Raw genomic sequence first — 16,036 nt, forward strand, 5'->3', positions numbered from 1 at the left:
CGCCTAGACTGGCATGGCCTGTAGGGCTCACGCGGGTAGGATTTATATGTCAACAGACCCTAATTCACCGCTTCCAACACCTTCTTCACCAGCCCCTGCGGCTGATACCCCAGCTTCGACGGCGTGAGCCCCAGCCGCACCACGACGAGCTGCTTGGAGGGCACAACGGCGACGAACTGGCCGTCGTGGCCGCGCATCCACCAGGTGTCAGCGGGCAGGCCTTGGGCCACGTCCGGGTCTTGGCCTTCGGGGGTGGTGCCTTGCGGGCCGTGCAGCCAGAGGTGGCCTCGGCCGTAGCTGCCGGGCTTGGCGGGCGAGGCGGCCGTCATGCGGGCCACATAGCCTTCGGGCAGCAGGCGCTGGCCTTGCCACACGCCATCGTTCAGCAGGAACAGGCCCAGCCGAGCCCAGTCTTTGGCGGTGGCATACAGATAAGATGAGCCGACCGGCGTGCCGCGCGCGTCGGTCTCCAGCGTGGCGCTGCGCATGCCCAAGGGCGTGAAGAGCAAGCGGCGGGCGTCGGTGTTAGCGCCTTGCGTCCACCAGCGCGACAGCAGCAAAGAGCTGCCGCTGGAGTAGTTGAACTGTGTGCCCGGTGGGTGCAGCAAGGGCTGCTGGGCCGCATAGGCCGCCATGTCGGGCTCCAGGTAGAGCATGCGGGTGACATCGGAGACGCCGCCATAGCCTTCGTCAAACTGCAGGCCGCTGGACATGGCCAGCAGTTGCGCCGGGGTGATGGCCGCGCGCGCATCACTGGCGGGCCAGCCCAGCGCTGGGGCCAGCGGCGTGTCCAGTGTCAGGCCGCCTTCGTGCAGGCGGCGGCCAATCAAAGCGGCGGTGGCGGTTTTGGTCATGGACCAGCCCAGCAGCGGGGTGTCCGGCCCAAAGCCTGGGCCATAGGTTTCGCCCACGATACGGCCTTTGTGCACCACCACCACGGCACGCATGCCCGGGCCTTGCAACTCAGGCAGGTTGACCACGGCCGCCAGTTGGCCGCTGGTGGGGGCGGCATCGACCTCAGGCCAATTCGGGGGCAGTGCGCCGGGCTCGGGCGGCCTGGGCGGGGCTGGCGGCGGGGCGGTGGGTGCATCAATGGCCGGCGCAGCAGCGCGGGCGGCGGCCAAGTCGCCGTCGGCCACCACGGCGCAGCCGTGGCCAGGGCGGTGTAGCGCCAAGCCCTTGCCCACCACGCCCAACAAGGCGGCGTGGACTTCACCGCGTTCGCGGTCTACCGTCACGCGCATGTATTTCAGCAATGGGTGGCCGTGGTTTTGAACGTCGTCACGCAGCACGGCTTGCGCGTCGCGGTTCGCCAAAAAAACATTGGAGCAGACGATCTTGGCGGCGTAGCTGGCACCGACGCGCAGCATGGCCGGCGGCAGCGCCCAAAGCCACAACAGGCCCAAGAGCAAGAGCCCCAGCAGGCCCAGCGCGATGCGTTTGATCCAAAGCCTCGCCATGTTCAGGCGCCTCCCATGGGGCTGCACAACTCCACCAAGCAGCCGTCCGGGCAGCGCAGGTAAGACACGGTCTGGCCCCAGGGCCGCTCAGTGGGCGGGCTCAACTCTTGGGCACCAGCCGCCAGTGCGCGGGCATGGGCGGCCACCACGGCGGTGGTCACCAGGCCAATCTCCATGCCCAAGGGTTGGGCCGAGCGGTGGGCCTCCACATGGCCGCCAGGGAAGTTGTGTTCGCCCAAACCATGGTCGGCAAACGCCAGCGTGGTGGCCCCGGTGTCCAGTTCGCCATAGGTACCGCTCTCATGCAAAAAGCGGCGGGAGAGGCCAAAGGCCCGCTCAAAAAAGTCCAAAGAGGCAGCCACATCAGGCACGTAGAGGATGGTGTAGCCGAGCTTCATGGTCGTCCTTGTCAGGGCAAGAGGGGCGGTGGGGGCTCAGGCCAAGCGCTGCAATTCATCCAGCGTGTTGGCGTTGAAGAAGGCGTCTGCGTCGTCGAACACCACCGTGGCGCAGCGGTGCTGGGCGGTCCAGCGGTCAATTTTGCGCTCACCGGCGGCGGTGGCCTTCACCAAGCTTTCCATCAGCGAGGCCTTCATCAGGCAGAACACGGGTTGCACCTGCACCCGCAGCGCGCCGTCCGGGCCGGGCTCTCGGGTCGCGGCCATGGCCACGTCAGCGTCTTCGGCCAGCAAGGCCTGGCCTATGCGCTCTACTAGGTCGAGCGGAAAGTGCGGCGTGTCGCAGGGCACGGTCACCAAATACGGGGTTTCGCAGTGTTCTAAGCCCGCCAAGAAGCCAGCCAAGGGGCCGGGGTAGTCGGGCAGGGCGTCAGGCCACACCGGCACGCCAAAGGATTCATAGGCCCCCAGGTTTCGGTTGGCATTGAGCATCACCTGGCCTACCTGCAGCCCCAGCCGCATCAAAGCATGCAGGGCCAGCGCTTGGCCACGGTGTTTTTGCAGGCCTTTATCGACGCCGCCCATGCGGCTGCCACGGCCGCCGGCCAAGACCAGGCCGGTGATGTCAGAGGGTGAAACAGCAGTAGTCATGGGCGGCATGATGCCGCGTTTTTAGTCCAGATGAGTTTCGCCAAACACAAAAGAGGCGGTCTGGATCAGGCCTTCTTCGACCACATAAATGCACACCATCTCGATGGTGCCCGGGCCTTCGGGGAAGGTGCGGGTGACCACCTCGTGGTCGATCACCACATTGGCGGCCACCGAGCGCTGCACCAACCGCGCGTGCAGGTTGGGCTCGGCAAAGCGGGGCTCGGTACGGGCCTGGATCTCCTCTTGCCCCATGGCCAGCAGCGTGGCGGGGTGTTCGTACTGGCGTGCTTCAGGCGCGTAAGTGGCCAGCCAAGCCTCCAGGTCTTTGGCATTGTAGGCATCCAACTGGCGCTGGACGACGGCTTCTGGGCTGGTGTCTGCTGACATGGGCACTCCAAAAACGAGTCAGGTCAGACAGTGTGACACGCTCTGCCACTGCGCCCGCCTTGGGCAGCACTGCCACTTAGGGATGCCGTTAGCTCCGGGCTTGTCGTAGCGGCTTGCTGGCTTTGGTTGGTAGGCTTGGGGGGAGCAGGTTAAGTGACGGCACCGTGTTGGAGGTGAGGATCATGCTTGGTCGTCGAGCTCGTGGTCTGACTTCACGTGCCACCATCGAGGGCGACGCGAGATGTACGAGTGGTAAGTAGGAGCAAACTCCTTGAGATGTGGCTTATCGAATGTGCCAGTTGCAAGTGCCACAACGGGATCGTCGTCGATTGCACCGATCGTCGTACCGCAGGTACTGCAGAAGGCTCTACTTGAGTACGAAGAAGAACGCCAGGTTGACGGCTTACCCCCAGGCCCAATCCACTCGACCATGTCAGCCGGAAACTCAACCCAAGAGAGCGTATATGCACCGGAGTGTTTGCGACAGTTCTCACATGAGCATGTGTGAGGCTTACCAGGCTTACCCGCTGCTCGGAACCTGATGGCGCCGCACAGGCAGCCACCGTCGTATTGTTTGGGCTTCAACTGAGACATAGGGTGGCGGAGCTTGAGTTTGCGACGCTTAGACAAGATGGCTTCGTAAAAGCAGGCGGCCCATCTCCGGCGCAACCGTAGGTTGCAGAACAGGGGCCCGCCGAGCTCCACCCATGCTCCTGGCAGGCGGTCTGCCAGGGCGTTGCCAAGTTGAACAGGAGTGGGCCATGAGTGAGTCTAGCACGCTGTTTGCCGGCTTGGACGCTCACAAGGAGAGCATTGATGTCGCACTCGCCTTCTCGGGGCGGGAGGGGGAACTCCGGCATGTGGGCACCATCTAGGGTGACCTGGCCCAGCGCCGCCAGCCGCGTATCCGAACTCGGATCAAACTACACCGGCAACACCCTCATCTCAGTCTCACCGGGCTTGTCCAACAAACGGCTCAGGTCGCGGTTCGGCTTCGCTGCGTGCGACCTAGCTCCTTTTCGGTAAGCCTCACCGGGCTACTTTGCAATGACATGAAAGTGAAAGTAAGTCACGTGATGGAGCTCGGGGCCGTTCGTGACAAGGCGGTAGTTGCTTATGCCAGCCTTTGCCACTTGCTCCCGAGCCAGCGCGAGACAGCCAGCGAGGAAGGGGATGTCTTCTGGCGTCAGTTCAAGTACGTTGCGTACGTCTCGCTTCGGGAGGAACACCAAGTGGAAGCGACCTTCGGGCTTCGGATGCCTAACGGCAACGCACTCTGCTGACTGAGCCTCCAAGAACGGAAGCAGGCTCGGTGTATGCAGGATGCCCAGTGAACCCAGTGGGCCAGCAAGATCCTTCAGTTCAAGGCAGTCCTTCTCGCAGATGTGCACCGCCAAGAACGAACGCTGAACCGTCTTTGAGAACAGCATGCCCCCGATCACGATTCCCAGGATCAAGACGAGGAGAAACGGAACTGCTCTTCGCATGTGCGGTGACTCCGAGTTCTAAAGTCGGCAATGAGTGAACCGAAACGGCGCACTCATAGTTGAAGAATGGCGACCACGATCGCCGCCGTTTTGGGTCCATTCGACGAGCCGGTTAAGCCTCATCTTTCGCGTTCCGCCTGAAAATTCTGCCAATGAGAATGCTCGCGTACAGGCCAAGGCCGAGCAGTGACATTCCAAAACACAACAAAACAGGAAGCGGGCGCGAAAACTCAGGTGTTACCGCTAGGAGCGCGACCGCAACCGCCCCGACAGCAGCTACCGCAGCCATCTCAAGTCTTTTCGCGAGAGTCGCACGCCAGCACCAATAAACGGCACTACCGGCTAGCACGCCGCCGAAGATGAACCAAAGATTCGGGCGAAAAAGCGCGACGCACGCCGCAGAAGACACTAACACCGCGCCAAAAACTGCGCCCGCACTCTTCTCCATCTCGGCAAAGCGTGTAGAAGATTCACCGCCTGGTTGTAAGCGCGCGTCCATGAGGTTTAACGCAATGCTGTGCCGCGCCCGAAGGGCGTCGGCACCAGCAACGAGTTAGGCATTCTCGTCATAGATGCGCGAGTAGTCTCCAAACTCCGTCTCCTTGAGGTCCTCCGCGATTACGCGTTGCGCGACCTCGAAGTCCACCACAAAGCAGCACACTTCCATGGTTCCGGAGCCAATGCTGCCACCGTCACAAGCTCCCAAACCTGTCCACCCCAGCGTTTCATTCATTCGATCTTCCAATGCGTGCCGCTTGTCGAGGTCTTGATTAGTGCCCATATGAGCAACTGGATACTCAATCAGCAGCGTCGCATGATCTTCTTCAGCGATGGGCAGGTATCCCTCAAGAAGGCGAGGTTGCAGAAGTGATTCGACCGCTTCCTCTGCGGATTGGCCCTTCTGCAGCGGATGTTCTCTCAATTGTCCGCGCGCTCCGACAGAGCCCCAATGCTCAATGACCTCTGCGTCGTTTGCCCAAGCTTCGTGGTAGTGCAGGACGTCGCCAATGCGCTTGTAGAGTTTCAACATGAGATGCCTAACTTCTTTGTGTTGCCAAAACGCCTATCGCCCGAAAAGGCCCTGTCGCCAGCAACAGGCAGTGCCTGGTGCCACCAAGTGCTCATCAAAATTGACGTATTGCATCGTCGGCCAGATGTTTTCGCAGCGTTAACAACCCGACATTTTGGCGCAGTGCTGGGTAGCAATGCAGCCCCGGGCTTGTCACCGCGCCCACTCACTCCACCAAATCAAACCCCTGGGTCTCGACCTGCACAAAGGCGCGGGTCATGTCGGCCACGGCTCGCCAGAGTTGGGCTCTGGGGTGGGCGTCTACGGCATTGCAGAGTTGTTCGGCCCAGGGCTGGATGTGGGTGCGGAAAAAGCGCCGTTGCTGCTCTAGGTTGCACACGGCCACATCGTCGCCCGCGATCAGGTAGCGCATCACTTCAAAAACGCCGGCGATGTGGTCTTCTGTCATCCCGCTCTGCGCGTCGCCTTGCAGGCCCAGTTGGGCCATGTCTTGGCGCAGCAAGGCCAGGGGCTTTTCGTTCAAGAACCCGGCCAGGTAGTGCGAGCCATAGACCAGCACGTCGGGCTTGCCGACACCGCCAAACAGGGCGTCGAACTCGTCTTGCGCCTGCTCTACCGTGGTGCTGCGCAGGGCGCCCACCAGCGCCTCCCAGGGGCCTTGCAAAAAGGCGCCAGCCTCGGGGGCTTCGGTCACGGCCACGCGGAACTGGGCCAGCAGCTCTGCGCTGGGGGGCGTCAGCCACAGCAGGGCCAGCACACCATAGAGCTCGGCGCGGGCGCCTTCTTCGGCCTGGTCGGCCGTGGCGAAAGAAAGGGCTTGGGGTGCGGTCATGGCAAAGGGCTCAGAGGTCGGTGATGCGGGTCTGGCGCTGGTCGTTGAACATGTCGATCACGCGGCAGTCGTTGCACATTTTGAGGCGCTCCAGCGCCGCACCTTGGAAGGCGCTGTGCCCGGCCAGCTTGCCCAGCATGTTCTCAATGGCCTTGAGCGTGCCAAAGGGCTTGGCGCAGCGGATGCAGGCATAGGGTGGCACCTCGTGCAGCACGCGCGTGGTCTTGCGCGCTTGGCCGCTTTGGGCCAAGAGCAGCCGCGGCTCCAGCGTGATGGCTTGTTCTGGGCAGGTGCTGGCGCACAGGCCGCATTGCACGCAATTGCTTTCGGTGAAGCGCAACTGGGGCCGCTCGGTGTTGTCGGCCAGCGCGCTTTCGGGGCAGGCGCCCACGCAAGACAAGCACAGCGTGCAGCGCTCGGTATCCACCTTCAGGCTGCCCAGCGGTGAGCCCTGCGCCGGCAGGGCGATGGCTTCAGGCAGGCTGGATTGTTGGGGCGCTTGGGCCAGCAGATGTTCCAGCGCCAGGTCCAGCGTGGCGCGCTTCTCGGCTTGCACCGCAAAGCGCGCGGCCTGGGCCACACCCTGGGCCGGGGCGCAGCGCAGGGCGGCGTCCAGCTCGGCCAGGTCTCGCGCATCGCGGGCTTGCAGCAGGTACAGGTGCACGCCGCTGTAGCCCAGGCCGCTCAAGATGGCTTGGGCGATGTCCATCTGCGCCCGCAGTGCGTCGCGGTATTGCGGGGCATCTTCATCGGTGACCAGCACCATCACTTGGCTGGCGCCATAAGCGATGGCGGTGAGCCACAGCTCCACCCCCACGCTGGCGCTGTGCCACAGGGCTTGCGGCAGCACGCGGGCCGGCACGCCGTGCAAGGCTTTGTCGAGCGCCGCTGCGCGGCCCAGCTCGTCAATCATGCGCGCGCCCGCGCCCTGGCTGTGCAGCAGCACGGCTGCGTTCTTGCCGCCTGCGGCTTGATAGGCCGTCAGCAGGCGGCGCAGGCGCTGGCCGCTGTCGCCCGCCGTGGGCGTGGCATAGGCCAGCGCGCCGCTGGGGCAAACGGTGGTGCACGCCCCGCAGCCCACGCACAGCGCGGGCTCCACGATGATGCCGCCCGGCGCATGGCCGGTGGCTGCTTGCAGCTTGGTCGCGCCCTTGGCCGACGCATTGGAGCGGATGGCGCTGGCCGAGCAGACATCGATACAGGCTTGGCAGCCGATCTTCTCGTTACGGCTGTGGGCGCACAAGCGCTGCTTGTAGTGGAAGAACTTGGGCTTGTCGAACTCGCCCACCAGCTCGCGCAGGCTCAGCACGGCCTTCATCAGCTTGGCGGGGTCGCTGCCCACATGGGCATAGCCTTGCGGCGGCTGGTGTTGGCTGAAGGCGGGGCTGGGGCGCAGGTCCAGCACCAGGTCAAACTCTTCGCTGCTGCGCTGGGGCGCGCGTTTGAAGTCAATCGCGCCGATCACCTCACACGCCGCCTCGCACGCGCGGTGGCTGCGGCAGAGGTTCAGGTCGATCTGGTAGCTGAGGTCAATCGCGCCTTCGGGGCAGGCCGCCACGCAGGCATTGCAACGGGTGCAGAGTTCGGCATCAATCGGGTTGCTACTTTCCCACTCTGCCGTGAAGTGGCCCAGCCAGCCGGTCAGGCTCACCAGGGTGCCGGTGTGCACTGCCTGGGCGCGTGCTTGCGGCAAGGCGCCGCCCACGCGGTCGATCAGCAGGGTGGGCTCCAGTTTGTCGGCCAGCAGGTCGGCCGCAGCTTGGGCGGCCTCGGCCGCGCCGATCACCAGCACGCGGCCTTGGCTGCGATAGGTGTGGGTGGCCACGGGTTCGGGTTCTGGCCCTTGGGCGGCAGCCAGCAGGGCGGCCATTTTGGGCGTGGCCTGGGCGCCGTCGCGGCTCCAGCCCGCGGTCTCGCGCAGGTTCACAAAGCGGATGGGGCGCTCGCTAACCGGCTGCGCGCCCACGGTGGCCTCATTCAGCGCCAAGAAGAGATGCTGCTCTTGGGTGCAGGCGATCAGCAGATCCTCACCCGACTTGGCGGCCTGCTGAAAGCTGGCCGCCTCGCGGCGGCACAAGGCGGTGTGAACGGCCGACAGGCCCGCGCCGTCAGCCCCGGGCGTCTGGGCCAGGGCTTGGCTCAGGGCTTGAGCTTGCAGGGGCAGGGTTTTGTTGCAGTCGCAGATCAGCGTCTTCATGGGGGAGCTCGTGGGCGGTGGGCGCAGTGGCTGCGGGGGAGTCGAAAGCAGGGGTGGCGGTGGGCTTGTTCAGCGCATCGCTGTCGGCGGGGGCGTTCAGCGGATCGCCTTCAGGAGGCGCAGTCAAAGACTCAGGCTCAAGTTGCGCTGTAGCCAAGCGTTCGCGCTCGGCTTGCTCGGCCTTTTCAGCCGCGCGCTCTTCAGCAAACAGGCCCAAGAACTCGCCTTGCACCAATTGGCGCAGCATGGCCGGCGGGATGGGGTCGGGCTTGCCGTAGTCGTCGATGTAGGTGTCCAGGCCGTCCATCACATTGAAGTGCGGGTCAGCGAAGAGCTTTTTCATCGCGGCATTTTTGACCTGCGGGTCCACCCCGCGCTGCATGAAGCGGCTGACCTCTTCGCCCGGGGCCAGGGCCTGCACATCGGCCAAGGTGGGGGCGTTGGGGGCGGCGGGCTCTGCGGTGGTTTGATGGGCGGGCTGCGTGGCGGCGGGCGGCTCAGCCACGGCCGGGGCGGGCGGTGGTGCCACAGGCTTTGGTGCGGCTGCTTCGGCTTGCTGTACCTCGGCCTTTCGCACCTCGGCCTTGCGCTGCGACCAGCGCGAGAAGAACCCTTGGCCCTCGCTCATGACTGCGGCCGCTGGTCGGGGGCCTGAAAGGACACCGGGCGCTTGCGCTTCTTGGGCTCGGGCTTGTAGTGCTCGTCGGTGTAGGCCTGCAACCAGGCGCACAGCTCGGCAGGCAGCGGGCAGTTGTCCACCCGCTCTTGGGCATCCAGCAGGCGCCCGGCCTCGTTGTAGGACAGGGTCACAAACTCAGGGCTCGCCTCGGCCGGGTCTTCCTCACGAGTGCGCCACATCACAAACCAGACCGGCGAGCCGCTGCTGAGGTTGAGGTGGTAGCCCTCAGCCTCGTCGCGGTGCAGGCTCACGCTGAAGCCGGGATAGAGCATCTGGCGCTGGCGACCGTCGTCGCGCAGCACCTGGGGCTGGTCGCCCCATTGACCATCGTCGATCAGCACATCCACCAGGCTGTGTCGCCAGTCTTCCCAACGGTTGGGTTGGGTGTCGCGGGCCAAGACCACGGCCACGCGCAAGGTGGGGAGGGGGCTGCTCACAGGGGCGCGGGCTCTCAGGTGCTCTTGGAGACGGTGATGGTGGGGAACTTGGATGAAAAATCCTTGGCCCGCTGCGCCACCTTGACCGCCACCTGGCGCGCCACTTGTTTGTAGATGCCGGCGATCTCGCCATCGGGCTCGCTCACCACCGTGGGGCGGCCTGCGTCGGCCTGCACGCGGATGCTGAGGTTCAAGGGCAGCGCGCCCAGGTAGTCCACACCGTATTGGGTGGCCATGGTCTTGCCGCCGTCTGCGCCAAAAATGTGCTCGGTGTGGCCGCAGTTGGGGCAGCAATACACCGCCATGTTCTCGACCACGCCCAAGATGGGCACGCCCACCTTTTCAAACATCTTCAGGCCCTTCTTGGCGTCGAGCAGCGCAATATCTTGCGGCGTGGTGACGATGACCGCACCGGTGATGGGCACGCGCTGGCTGAGCGTGAGCTGGATGTCGCCGGTGCCCGGGGGCATGTCGACGATCAGATAGTCCAACTCGCCCCAATTGGTTTGGCGCAGCAGTTGCTCCAGCGCTTGTGTGGCCATGGGGCCGCGCCAGATCATGGCGTCGTCCACATTGATCAAGAAGCCGATGGACGCGACCTTGACGCCGTAGTTTTCAAGCGGCTCCATGGTCTGGCCGTCCAGGCTCTCGGGGCGGCCGTTGATGCCCATCATCATGGGCTGGCTGGGGCCATAAATGTCGGCGTCCAGAATGCCCACCGTGGCGCCTTCGGCGGCCAAGGCCAGGGCCAGGTTGACGGCGGTGGTGCTCTTGCCCACGCCACCCTTGCCCGAGGCCACGGCGATGATGTTCTTCACGCCCGGCAGCAGCGACACGCCGCGCTGCACTTGGTGGGCCACGATCTTGGTGCTGAGGTTGACACTGACGTTCTCGACGCCGGACTGTGTGCGCACGGCCGCAATAAGGCGCTTGCGCAAGTCGGCCATCTGGCTCTTGGCGGGGTAGCCCAGCTCGACTTCGAAGGAGACATCCCCCTCATCAACCCGCAGGTTCTTGACCTGTTTGGTGGTGACAAAGTCTTTGCCGGTGTTGGGGTCAACCACGGCTTGAAGCGCGGTCAGAACAGCTTGATCGGTGAGAGCCATGGGGTGGTGTGCACAAGATATGAAATCGCATGCAGTCTACCGGCTGTAGAGCAGGCTTCACGGGGTCAGGGTGATATCGCGCCCAAGTCAGGGACAACCCCGAGTCCAACTTCAGCGAGGACGCAACGTCGCCGCTTGGCCCAGCAGGGCGTCCTTGAGCTGCCAATCGGCGGGCCGAGGGCCCAGCCAGATCAGCATGAGTGCATTGAAGAACTCTGGCTCTTTGAAGGGCTCGCCCTCGACTTGGCCTTTGACCGTGATGACGGTGCAGACACCGGGGACCCAATCGACCTGAAAACTCTCCCCCGTGCGTAGCTGCTTGTGGCGAGAGAACAGCTCGCTCATGCGCATCACGCCGGGGATCAGGCGCGAGAAGATGCTGCGGTCCATATTGTCTTCCATGCCCCGCGCAAACAGCTTGCCGAGCTCGCGGGAGTCAATGTCTCGCAGCATGGTGATGCTGAGGCGTTTGGGGCCAGCAGCACTCAATACGCTCTCGGACGTGTCAGCTTTGCGGCCGAGATACAGCCCCGCCGCATAGACCTGGAACATGGCTTTGTAGCGAATGCCAGCGCCATTCAGCACCAAGCTGGCTCCGGCCACGGAGATGCGGTCTTCAAACTTGACACCGGCCACCTCAGCCGCAGGGGCAGCCAGGGGCGCACACGCGCACGCCCCGGCATACACCAGGGCCGTGCGGCGCGACACCGCCACAGAGGAAGAAAGGGCAGAGACAGGATGGGGCACAGCAGAACCTCGACAAAATAGCGCGACCGTACTTTTTTGAAGTCGAGATTCTGCCCGCGCCCCTCAGCGCTGTGGATGGGGGTTAACCGCCGTTGTCCGTCAGCAGCTTGCCTTGGTTGAGCAGGGTCTGGATCAGCTGGCTGTCGCTGGAGTTGGCGCCCAAGCCCATGGCGCTGCGCAGGTCCACCCCGTCCAGCACGATGGTCTGGTCGCTGGCTCCCGGCGTGTATTCGCCGTTGGCAAACTGGCCGGTGGTCGAGACATGCACCACCGTGCTGCCCGGCTGGCTCGTCGTGTCGAAGTCCAGATAGGTGGACAGATCCATGCCTTGCTCGGCAGAGAGCAAGTCGCGTAAGTCCAGGGCATCACCGGTGGCGGGGTTGAAGTCGCTGATGTGCACAACACCGGCTTCTTCGCCCTGAGTGGCGCCTGCCGTACTGTTGTTGCGCAACCAGACGTCGGAGATCTCCAGGACTGTGCCGTCGGACTTGACGTAAGTCGATTCCATGGTGATGAAGTTGCCGGACTGCTTCTCATTGCCCGTGATGTAGCCCAGGTTGATCTCCACCACGCCCATCTCCGTCAGCGACTTCAGCTCGCCGGTGTCGGTCAGACCGTCGCTGTCGCCGTCCTGCCAGATCTTCAGGACATTGAAGTTGGCATCGGCCGCGTTGATCTTGCCGTCTTGGTTGCTGTCCATGTCGGCCAGGGCTTCAAAGCCGTGCTTGGCTTGGGTGCCGTCGGCCTTGAGGGTGGCGTCGCCAAACAGCTCGCGGCCGCTGTCAATGGTGCCGCTGTTGTCCAGGTCGGCCACCAGCAAGCCGTCGTCTTTGCCGACCCAGCCGGTGCGGTCCTTGACGCCATCGCCGTTGAGGTCAAAGTTGACGCCCTCGCTGATGGCGGTGGTCTCCACACCGTCGCCGTCCAAATCCAGGATCAGCGGGTCGTAGAAGGTGACCGTGTCACTGCCGGTGCCGGAGCGGTTGCCCGCCACATCGGTGATGAAGGCCTGTGCCGTGGCGGAGCCCGAGAAAGCCATGCCAAAAGACGTGCCCACAAAGCCTTGGTTCAGGTGGCCTTGGGTGACAGTGATGTGCTGCCAGGTTTGGCCGTTGGTGACCGAGACCACATCACCCACCGCAGTGCCGCCCGGCAAGCTGACGCGCACATCCAAAGCCCCGTTGAATTCGCCCGGGGTGATCCAGCCGTCATTGGCCGAGTCGTCGGTGATGGTGACGGTCGGTGTCGCCACGGCGGTGGTGTCCACCCCATAGCTCTTGTTGGTGGTGATGTTGGCTTGGTTGCCGGCCGCGTCGGTGGCGCGTAGGCTGGCCTCGATGCGGCGGTCGCCATCGGCCGCCAAGTCGCCGCCAGGCACAGCCACGCTGAAGCTGCCGTTGGCGGCCAGGGTGCCGCTGAAGTTCTTGCCGTTGACCGTCAGGGTGATGGTGTCACCTTGACGGAACTCGCCGCCGACGCTGCCCGTCACGCTGACATTGCCCCCCGACTCTGCCGCGTTGACGACGTTGTCGGCCGTCACGTCGGCGATGCTGATGGAGGTGGTTGCGCCACTCGGTCCAGTGGTGTCAATGCGCGCTGAATCCAAGCCCTGTGCCGAGGTGTTGCCGGCCACGTCGGTGAGGGTGGCCGTCACACTGATGGTGCCGCCTTCGGCGGGGGCCGCAAAGCTGGTGTCAATGAAGCCATTGGCCAGTTGCGCGGCGTTCAGCACATAGCGGTCGGTGGTGGTGCCGTCCGACACCGTCAGGGTGTCGCCCAACTGAGCCCCCGCAGGCAAAGTGATGCGCACGTTGATGTCCCCACTCAACTCTGCGGCGCTGATGAAGGCATTGTTGTTGGCGTCTTCGGTGATGGTCACCGTGGGCGCGCCGGTGGCCGTGGTGTCCACGGTGTAGGGGCGCGAGGCGGTGATCTCGGCTTGGTTGCCTGCGGCGTCGGTGGCGCGCAGGCTGGCATCCAGCGTCTTGTCGCCATCGGCCACCAAGTCAGCGCCAGGTACATTGACACTGAAGTTGCCGTTAGCCGCCACAGTGCCGGTGAAGGTTTTGCCGTTGACCGTCAAGGTGATGCGGTCGCCTTCCGCAAACTCACCCGTGGCGCGTCCGGTCACGGTGACGGGAGCGCCCGACTCGGCCGCATTGATCACGTTGTCAGCGGTCAGCGGGTCCAGCGTCACGCCGGTGCCCGCGCCTGAAGGCCCGCTGGTGTCGAGCTGCGCACTGTCGCTGCCCGGCGCCGAGGTGTTGCCCGCCATGTCGCGCAAGGTGGCGGTGACGTTCAGCACCTGGCCTTCTGCGGGGGGCGGGAAGTCGGTGAGGATTTGCCCCGCGCTGACCTGTGCCGCCGTCAGCGTGAAGGTGCGCACCATATTGCCATCGGTCACCGTCAAGGTGTCGCCTGCGGCAGACCCGGCGGGCAGGGTGATGCGCACATCCACCTGGCCGGCCAACTCGGCTGCGCTGATGAAGCCGTTGTTGTTGATGTCTTCGGCGATGGTGACGGTGGGCGCTGCCGTGGCGGTGGTGTCCAGACGCGCGCTGTCGCTGCCTTGCGGCGAGCTGTTGCCAGCCACATCGGTCAGCACGGCCGTGACGTTGATCATCGAGCCCTCGGCCGGTGCCGCAAAGCTGGTGTCGATGAAGCCGGCAGCCACTTGTGCGGCGCTCAGGGTGAAGGGCGTGGTGGTCGTGCCGTTGGACACCGTCAGCGTGTCGCCGGCCACGGCGCCAGCGGGCAGGCTGACGCGCACGTCGATCACGCCGTTCAGCTCCGCCCGGTTGATGAAGCCGTTGTTATTGCTGTCCTCAGCAATGGTGACAGTCGGCGCCCCGGTGGCCGTGGTGTCCACCGAGTAGATGCGGCTGGCGCCGATGTCGGCTTGGTTGCCTGCGGCGTCGGTGGCGCGCAGGCTGGCGTCCAGTTGTTGGTCGCCATCAGCGGCCAAGTCCGCGCCCGGCACATTGATGCTGAAGCTGCCATTGGCGGCGACCGTGCCAGAGAACGGCTTGCCATTGACCGTGAGGGTCACCGTGTCGCCCGGGGTGAACTCACCCGTGGCGCGGCCGGTCACGGCCACGGTGCCGCCAGCTTCGGCGGCGTTGACCACGTTGTCGGCGGTGAGCGCATCCAGCACCAAGCCCGTGCCTGCGGCGCTGGGGCCCGTGGTGTCAATGCGCGCCGCATCAGCACCTTGCGGCGAAGCATTGCCCGCGATGTCGGTGAGGATGGCGGTGATGTTGACCATCTGGCCATCGGCCGGTGCGGCGAAGCTGGTGTCCACAAAGCCTGCGGCCAAGTGCGCCGCAGTCACCGTGATCGGCGTCGTCGTCGTGCCGTTAGACACCGTCAAGGTGTCGCCCGCGACAGTGCCCGCAGGCAAGCCGACGCGCACATCGACCACGCCGTTCAACTCAGCGCGGCTGATGAAGCCGTTGTTGTTGGCGTCTTCAGCAATGGTGACGGTCGGAGCACCCGTGGCCGCCGTGTCCACCGAGTAAGCACGGGTGGCCGGGATGTCGGCTTGGTTACCGGCAGGGTCGGTGATGCGGATGGAGACATCCAGCGTCTTGTCGCCATCGGCCACCAAGTCCGCACCGGGCACGGCCACGGTGAAGCTGCCATCAGCGCCCAGCGTGCCGGTGAACGGCTTGCCATTGGCGGTGATGGTGACCACGTCACCCGGGGTGAACTCTCCCGTGGCTTGGCCCGTCACATTGACGGGGCCAGCAGCTTCCGCCGCATTGACGATGTTGTCGGCCGAGACCGGGTTGACGGTGATGCCGGTGGTGGCAGAGGACGGACCAGTGGTGTCGATACGCGCGGCATCCGTGCCTTGCGGCGATGCATTGCCCGCGATGTCGGTGAGGATGGCGGTGACGTTGACCATCTGGCCATCGGCCGGGGCCGCAAAGCTCGTGTCCACAAAGCCTGCGGCCACATGCGCCGCAGTGACGGTGATGGGCGTGGTGGTCGTGCCGTTAGACACCGTCAAGGTGTCGCCAGCAACAGTGCCTGCCGGCAAGCCCACGCGCACATCGACCACGCCGTTCAACTCGGCACGGCTGATGAAGCCGTTGTTGTTGGCGTCTTCGGAAATGGTGACGGTCGGAGCACCCGTGGCGGCCGTGTCCACCGAGTAAGCACGGGTGGCCGGAATGTCGGCTTGGTTGCCTGCGGGGTCGGTGATGCGGATGGAGACATCCAGCGTCTTGTCGCCATCGGCCACCAAGTCGGCACCGGGCACGGCCACGGTGAAGGAACCATCAGCGCCCAGCGTGCCGGTGAACGGCTTGCCATTGGCGGTGATGGTGACCACGTCACCCGGGGTGAACTCTCCCGTGGCTTGGCCCGTCACATTGACGGGGCCAGCAGCTTCCGCCGCATTGACGATGTTGTCGGCCGAGACCGGGTTGACGGTGATGCCGGTGGTGGCGCTGCTCGGGCCGGTCGTGTCAATGCGCGCGGCATCGGTGCCTTGCGGCGAGGCATTGCCGGCGATGTCGGTGAGGATGGCGGTGACGTTGACCATCTGGCCATCGGCTGGGGCGGCAAAACTGGTATCCACAAAGCCTGCGGCCACATGCGCCGCAGTGACGGTGATGGGC

Annotated in this window: 15 protein-coding genes; all 15 read right to left on the bottom strand. The window is 64.6% G+C overall.

Annotated features, from left to right (window positions below):
- Positions 1-59 precede the first annotated feature (59 nt).
- The gene (locus tag ACIQ3Q_RS20895) at positions 60-1,460 is read right to left on the bottom strand and encodes a serine hydrolase domain-containing protein (protein ID WP_396271162.1); all 1,401 of its coding nucleotides are present in this window, start codon (positions 1,458-1,460) and stop codon (positions 60-62) included.
- A 2-nt stretch (positions 1,461-1,462) separates the two neighbouring features.
- Entirely contained in the window at positions 1,463-1,858 is a 396-nt protein-coding gene (locus tag ACIQ3Q_RS20900) for a VOC family protein (protein ID WP_396271163.1), read from the bottom strand.
- Between the two features lie 36 nt (positions 1,859-1,894).
- Complete coding sequence (mobA, locus tag ACIQ3Q_RS20905; protein WP_396271164.1) at positions 1,895-2,509, bottom strand: molybdenum cofactor guanylyltransferase MobA; 615 nt, start codon at positions 2,507-2,509, stop codon at positions 1,895-1,897.
- Positions 2,510-2,530: 21 nt separating this feature from the next.
- The gene (locus ACIQ3Q_RS20910) at positions 2,531-2,896 is read right to left on the bottom strand and encodes a nuclear transport factor 2 family protein (protein WP_396271165.1); all 366 of its coding nucleotides are present in this window, start codon (positions 2,894-2,896) and stop codon (positions 2,531-2,533) included.
- Between the two features lie 180 nt (positions 2,897-3,076).
- On the bottom strand, positions 3,077-3,490 hold the full coding sequence (locus ACIQ3Q_RS20915) for a GFA family protein (protein ID WP_396271176.1): 414 nt from the start codon (positions 3,488-3,490) through the stop codon (positions 3,077-3,079).
- Positions 3,491-3,933: 443 nt separating this feature from the next.
- Positions 3,934-4,383, bottom strand: a complete 450-nt coding sequence (locus tag ACIQ3Q_RS20920) for an HIT domain-containing protein (RefSeq protein ID WP_396271166.1) — start codon at positions 4,381-4,383, stop codon at positions 3,934-3,936.
- 112 nt (positions 4,384-4,495) lie between these two features.
- Positions 4,496-4,882, bottom strand: a complete 387-nt coding sequence (locus tag ACIQ3Q_RS20925) for a hypothetical protein (protein ID WP_396271167.1) — start codon at positions 4,880-4,882, stop codon at positions 4,496-4,498.
- Positions 4,883-4,936: 54 nt separating this feature from the next.
- On the bottom strand, positions 4,937-5,413 hold the full coding sequence (locus tag ACIQ3Q_RS20930; protein WP_396271168.1) for a hypothetical protein: 477 nt from the start codon (positions 5,411-5,413) through the stop codon (positions 4,937-4,939).
- Positions 5,414-5,618: 205 nt separating this feature from the next.
- Positions 5,619-6,245 (bottom strand): molecular chaperone, encoded by a 627-nt coding sequence (locus ACIQ3Q_RS20935; RefSeq protein WP_396271169.1) that lies wholly within the window; start codon positions 6,243-6,245, stop codon positions 5,619-5,621.
- A 10-nt stretch (positions 6,246-6,255) separates the two neighbouring features.
- A complete protein-coding gene (locus ACIQ3Q_RS20940; protein ID WP_396271170.1) occupies positions 6,256-8,442 on the bottom strand; it encodes a 4Fe-4S binding protein in 2,187 nt (728 codons plus the stop codon).
- Positions 8,354-9,070 (bottom strand): DUF3306 domain-containing protein, encoded by a 717-nt coding sequence (locus ACIQ3Q_RS20945; RefSeq protein WP_396271171.1) that lies wholly within the window; start codon positions 9,068-9,070, stop codon positions 8,354-8,356. Before ACIQ3Q_RS20945 ends, ACIQ3Q_RS20940 begins: the two co-directional genes overlap by 89 nt.
- Positions 9,067-9,558 (bottom strand): DUF3305 domain-containing protein, encoded by a 492-nt coding sequence (locus tag ACIQ3Q_RS20950; protein WP_396271172.1) that lies wholly within the window; start codon positions 9,556-9,558, stop codon positions 9,067-9,069. The genes ACIQ3Q_RS20945 and ACIQ3Q_RS20950 overlap by 4 nt, the downstream gene beginning before the upstream one ends.
- A gap of 14 nt (positions 9,559-9,572) precedes the next feature.
- Positions 9,573-10,664: an iron-sulfur cluster carrier protein ApbC gene (gene apbC, locus ACIQ3Q_RS20955; protein WP_396271173.1), complete on the bottom strand. Its 1,092-nt coding sequence runs from the start codon at positions 10,662-10,664 to the stop codon at positions 9,573-9,575.
- A gap of 111 nt (positions 10,665-10,775) precedes the next feature.
- Positions 10,776-11,378: a chalcone isomerase family protein gene (locus ACIQ3Q_RS20960; protein ID WP_396271177.1), complete on the bottom strand. Its 603-nt coding sequence runs from the start codon at positions 11,376-11,378 to the stop codon at positions 10,776-10,778.
- Positions 11,379-11,493: 115 nt separating this feature from the next.
- Positions 11,494-16,036: beta strand repeat-containing protein (locus ACIQ3Q_RS20965; protein ID WP_396271174.1), on the bottom strand; the 4,543-nt coding region annotated here is incomplete at its 5' end.

Source organism: Ideonella sp. (assembly GCF_044358605.1).
Lineage (GTDB): Bacteria > Pseudomonadota > Gammaproteobacteria > Burkholderiales > Burkholderiaceae_C > Ideonella.

Bases quoted from the DNA above. Each gene is read 5' to 3' on its own strand.
- ACIQ3Q_RS20900 (WP_396271163.1), bottom strand. From the start codon at position 1,858: ATGAAGCTCGGCTACACCATCCTCTACGTGCCTGATGTGGCTGCCTCT.
- ACIQ3Q_RS20930 (WP_396271168.1), bottom strand. From the start codon at position 5,413: ATGTTGAAACTCTACAAGCGCATTGGCGACGTCCTGCACTACCACGAA.
- ACIQ3Q_RS20940 (WP_396271170.1), bottom strand. From the start codon at position 8,442: ATGAAGACGCTGATCTGCGACTGCAACAAAACCCTGCCCCTGCAAGCT.
- ACIQ3Q_RS20925 (WP_396271167.1), bottom strand. From the start codon at position 4,882: ATGGACGCGCGCTTACAACCAGGCGGTGAATCTTCTACACGCTTTGCC.
- mobA (WP_396271164.1), bottom strand. From the start codon at position 2,509: ATGACTACTGCTGTTTCACCCTCTGACATCACCGGCCTGGTCTTGGCC.
- apbC (WP_396271173.1), bottom strand. From the start codon at position 10,664: ATGGCTCTCACCGATCAAGCTGTTCTGACCGCGCTTCAAGCCGTGGTT.
- ACIQ3Q_RS20935 (WP_396271169.1), bottom strand. From the start codon at position 6,245: ATGACCGCACCCCAAGCCCTTTCTTTCGCCACGGCCGACCAGGCCGAA.
- ACIQ3Q_RS20895 (WP_396271162.1), bottom strand. From the start codon at position 1,460: ATGGCGAGGCTTTGGATCAAACGCATCGCGCTGGGCCTGCTGGGGCTC.
- ACIQ3Q_RS20920 (WP_396271166.1), bottom strand. From the start codon at position 4,383: ATGCGAAGAGCAGTTCCGTTTCTCCTCGTCTTGATCCTGGGAATCGTG.
- ACIQ3Q_RS20915 (WP_396271176.1), bottom strand. From the start codon at position 3,490: ATGTCTCAGTTGAAGCCCAAACAATACGACGGTGGCTGCCTGTGCGGC.
- ACIQ3Q_RS20910 (WP_396271165.1), bottom strand. From the start codon at position 2,896: ATGTCAGCAGACACCAGCCCAGAAGCCGTCGTCCAGCGCCAGTTGGAT.
- ACIQ3Q_RS20945 (WP_396271171.1), bottom strand. From the start codon at position 9,070: ATGAGCGAGGGCCAAGGGTTCTTCTCGCGCTGGTCGCAGCGCAAGGCC.